Source organism: Mesorhizobium sp. M1A.F.Ca.IN.020.06.1.1 (assembly GCF_004023265.1).
GTDB lineage: Bacteria > Pseudomonadota > Alphaproteobacteria > Rhizobiales > Rhizobiaceae > Mesorhizobium.
Genome location: NZ_RZSR01000898.1, coordinates 1 through 2462, shown reverse-complemented (window position 1 = coordinate 2462; position 2462 = coordinate 1). Strand labels below are relative to the sequence as shown.

General features: G+C 65.0%; 4 protein-coding genes and 1 pseudogene. 4 read left to right on the top strand and 1 reads right to left on the bottom strand.

Annotated features, from left to right (window positions below):
• On the top strand, positions 1–168 hold a 168-nt coding region (locus EOA60_RS28715; protein ID WP_164899618.1), incomplete at its 5' end, for an EamA family transporter.
• On the opposite strand, the gene EOA60_RS28710 is transcribed toward EOA60_RS28715, so the two are convergent.
• Positions 138–989, bottom strand: a complete 852-nt coding sequence (locus tag EOA60_RS28710; protein ID WP_066990164.1) for a YihY/virulence factor BrkB family protein — start codon at positions 987–989, stop codon at positions 138–140. The genes EOA60_RS28715 and EOA60_RS28710 overlap by 31 nt on opposite strands.
• Before the next feature lie 58 nt (positions 990–1047).
• On the opposite strand from EOA60_RS28710, the gene EOA60_RS28705 reads away from it, so the two are divergent.
• The 3 genes and pseudogenes from EOA60_RS28705 to EOA60_RS28695 all read left to right on the top strand — a co-directional run.
• Positions 1048–1914 (top strand): SDR family oxidoreductase, encoded by an 867-nt coding sequence (locus EOA60_RS28705; protein WP_095823962.1) that lies wholly within the window; start codon positions 1048–1050, stop codon positions 1912–1914.
• A gap of 25 nt (positions 1915–1939) precedes the next feature.
• Positions 1940–2131 (top strand): twin transmembrane helix small protein, encoded by a 192-nt coding sequence (locus tag EOA60_RS28700; protein WP_066990167.1) that lies wholly within the window; start codon positions 1940–1942, stop codon positions 2129–2131.
• Between the two features lie 18 nt (positions 2132–2149).
• Positions 2150–2462, top strand: a pseudogene (locus EOA60_RS28695) (ATP:cob(I)alamin adenosyltransferase); the annotation flags it as partial.

Sequence of the window (2462 nt, the reverse complement as noted above, 5' to 3'; positions counted from 1 at the left end):
CTGTTCTATCTTGTGCCCGCCGTAACCGCCGTCATCGCGTGGGCTCTGTTCGGCGAAGAGCTCACTCTGCTGCAGATCGCCGGCATGGCGATCGCCACTTTGGGCGTCGGGCTCGCGACCGCCCGTCAGGACAGAGCTCAACCCACGCGGGCGCGCGCCTCGAGATAGCGGCTGATCGCGGCATTGAGCTCGCCGCCAAGGATGAAAATGGCCGAGATGATGTAGAGGAACACCACCGCGATCATGATCGAGGCCAACCCCGCATAGGTCGTCACATAGGACGAGAAATGGTCGAGATAGGTGGCGAAGATGGTCGAGCCGGCCAGCCACGCGACCAGCGTGAAGACGATGCCCGGAACGATGGAAACGAAGCGGCGCTTGCCGGCCGGCAGCCAGATATGCACCGCGAACAGGCCGATGACGATGACCGTCGAGGCGATCACGTAACGCCATATGGTGATCGTGCCCATATAGGGCTTGATCCATTCCAGATGCGCCTCGGCCAGCCGCGCGAGCAGGGGCGCGAGCACCAGAAGCACGCTGACGGCGAGAAAGCAGGCCGTCGCGATCAGCACGAAGACGATGCTCTGCACCCGGCGGTGGATGATGCCGCGCGTCTCGGTAACGCGATAGGCGCGGTTGAGCGAGGTCCTTAGCGCCTCGATGCCGTTCGAGGCGAAGTAGGCGGCTAAGAGCACGCCGTAGGTCAGGAGGTCGCTGCGCCGCACGGTGAGCACATTCTGCACCTCGCGCGCGATCGGCTTCGCAATCTGCTCCGGCCAGGTGTCGAAGACCAGATGCACGGCCGTGTCGGCGAAGGCGCGCGCGCCGAGAAAGCTGGCCAGCGTCGTTGCGAAGATCAGGAACGGAAACAGCGCCATCAGCGAGGTGATCGCCAGATGGCTGGCCATTGCCCAGCCGTCGTCGGTGGTGAAATGGCCGATCGCATCGTAGAGCACGCGCTTGACCGCGACGATATTCCTGAGCAAGGACCCGCGCTCCGCTCGATTGTGTCGACGCCGCGAATATGGGAAGGGATTGCGGCAAATGGCAACCCCAGGTCCCACAACGTTGCCCACCGCTGAACAGTTGCGCAGCATCATCGTCACCGGCACCTCCTCCGGCATAGGCGCCTATTGCGCGCGGGCATTGAAGGCGGAAGGCTGGCGCGTATTCGCCACGGCCCGCACACCGGCCGACATCGCCGCGCTCGAGACGGAGGGCATCGAAGCCTTCTATCTCGACTATCGCGAGCCTGAGTCCATCGCCGCCCTGGCCGAGGCCGTGCTGGAGCGCACGGGCGGCACGCTCGACGCGCTGTTCAACAATGGCGCCTACGCGCAGCCCGGTGCCGTCGAGGACCTGCCGGTCGAAGCGCTGCGCGAGCAGTTCGAAGCCAATTTCTTCGGCTGGCACGACCTGACCCGCCGCGTCGTGCCGGTCATGCGCCGCCAGGGGCACGGTCGCCTCGTCCACTGCTCCTCGATCCTGGGGCTCGCCCCGGTCCGTTTTCGCGGCGCCTATTCGGCGTCGAAACATGCCGTCGAAGGCCTGATGCTTTGCCTGCGCCAGGAGCTCGAAGGCAGCGGCATTCATGTCTCGTTGATCGAGCCGGGGCCGGTGACCTCGAAGATCGCCAGCAACGGCCTGGTATGGTTCTTGAAGAACATCGACGTCGAGAACTCCGTTCACCGCGCCGACTACCAGGCGCAGCTCGCGCGGCTCAAGGCCGGCGGCAGCGTCTCGCGTCTGAAGCCCGGACCTGAGGTGGTCCATGCCGCCTTGCGCCACGCGCTTCTGTCACAGCGCCCGCACCCGCATTATGTGGTAACGGTGCCGGCCAGAATCGGCGTGGCGCTCAAGCGCATCCTGCCGGCCTCGATGCTCTACCGCGTGCTCGCCAGGCGGGCCTGACCGAAACCCAACTGGAGCCAGCACCATGGCAACCGTCTTCAACATCCTCGCCATTGTCGTCATGGCTGCCGTCGTGGTCGTGCTGATCCGCGGCCTCGTCAACATGATGCGCGGCGGCTCAGGCTTCACCTCCAACAAGCTGATGCAGGCCCGCGTACTGCTGCAGTTCATAGCTCTGGTGCTGATCATGCTGACCGTCTACTTCACCCGCAAGTAACGGGCCGGGGAGGAGAAGGTGGTCAAGCTCAACAAGATCTATACCCGTACCGGCGACGACGGCACTACCGGTCTGGGCAGCGGCGAGCGGCGCCTGAAGTCAGATCTGCGCGTCGAAGCCTACGGCACGGTGGACGAAGCAAATGCCTGCGTCGGCATGGCGCGCGTCCACACCGCAACCGATCATCCGGCGCTCGACGCCATGCTCTCCCGCATCCAGAACGATCTTTTCGACCTCGGCGCCGACCTTGCGGTCCCGGACGACGGCAAACCGCTCGGCTACGAGCCGCTGCGCATCGTCGCCGCGCAGACCGGGCGCGTCGAAAAGGACA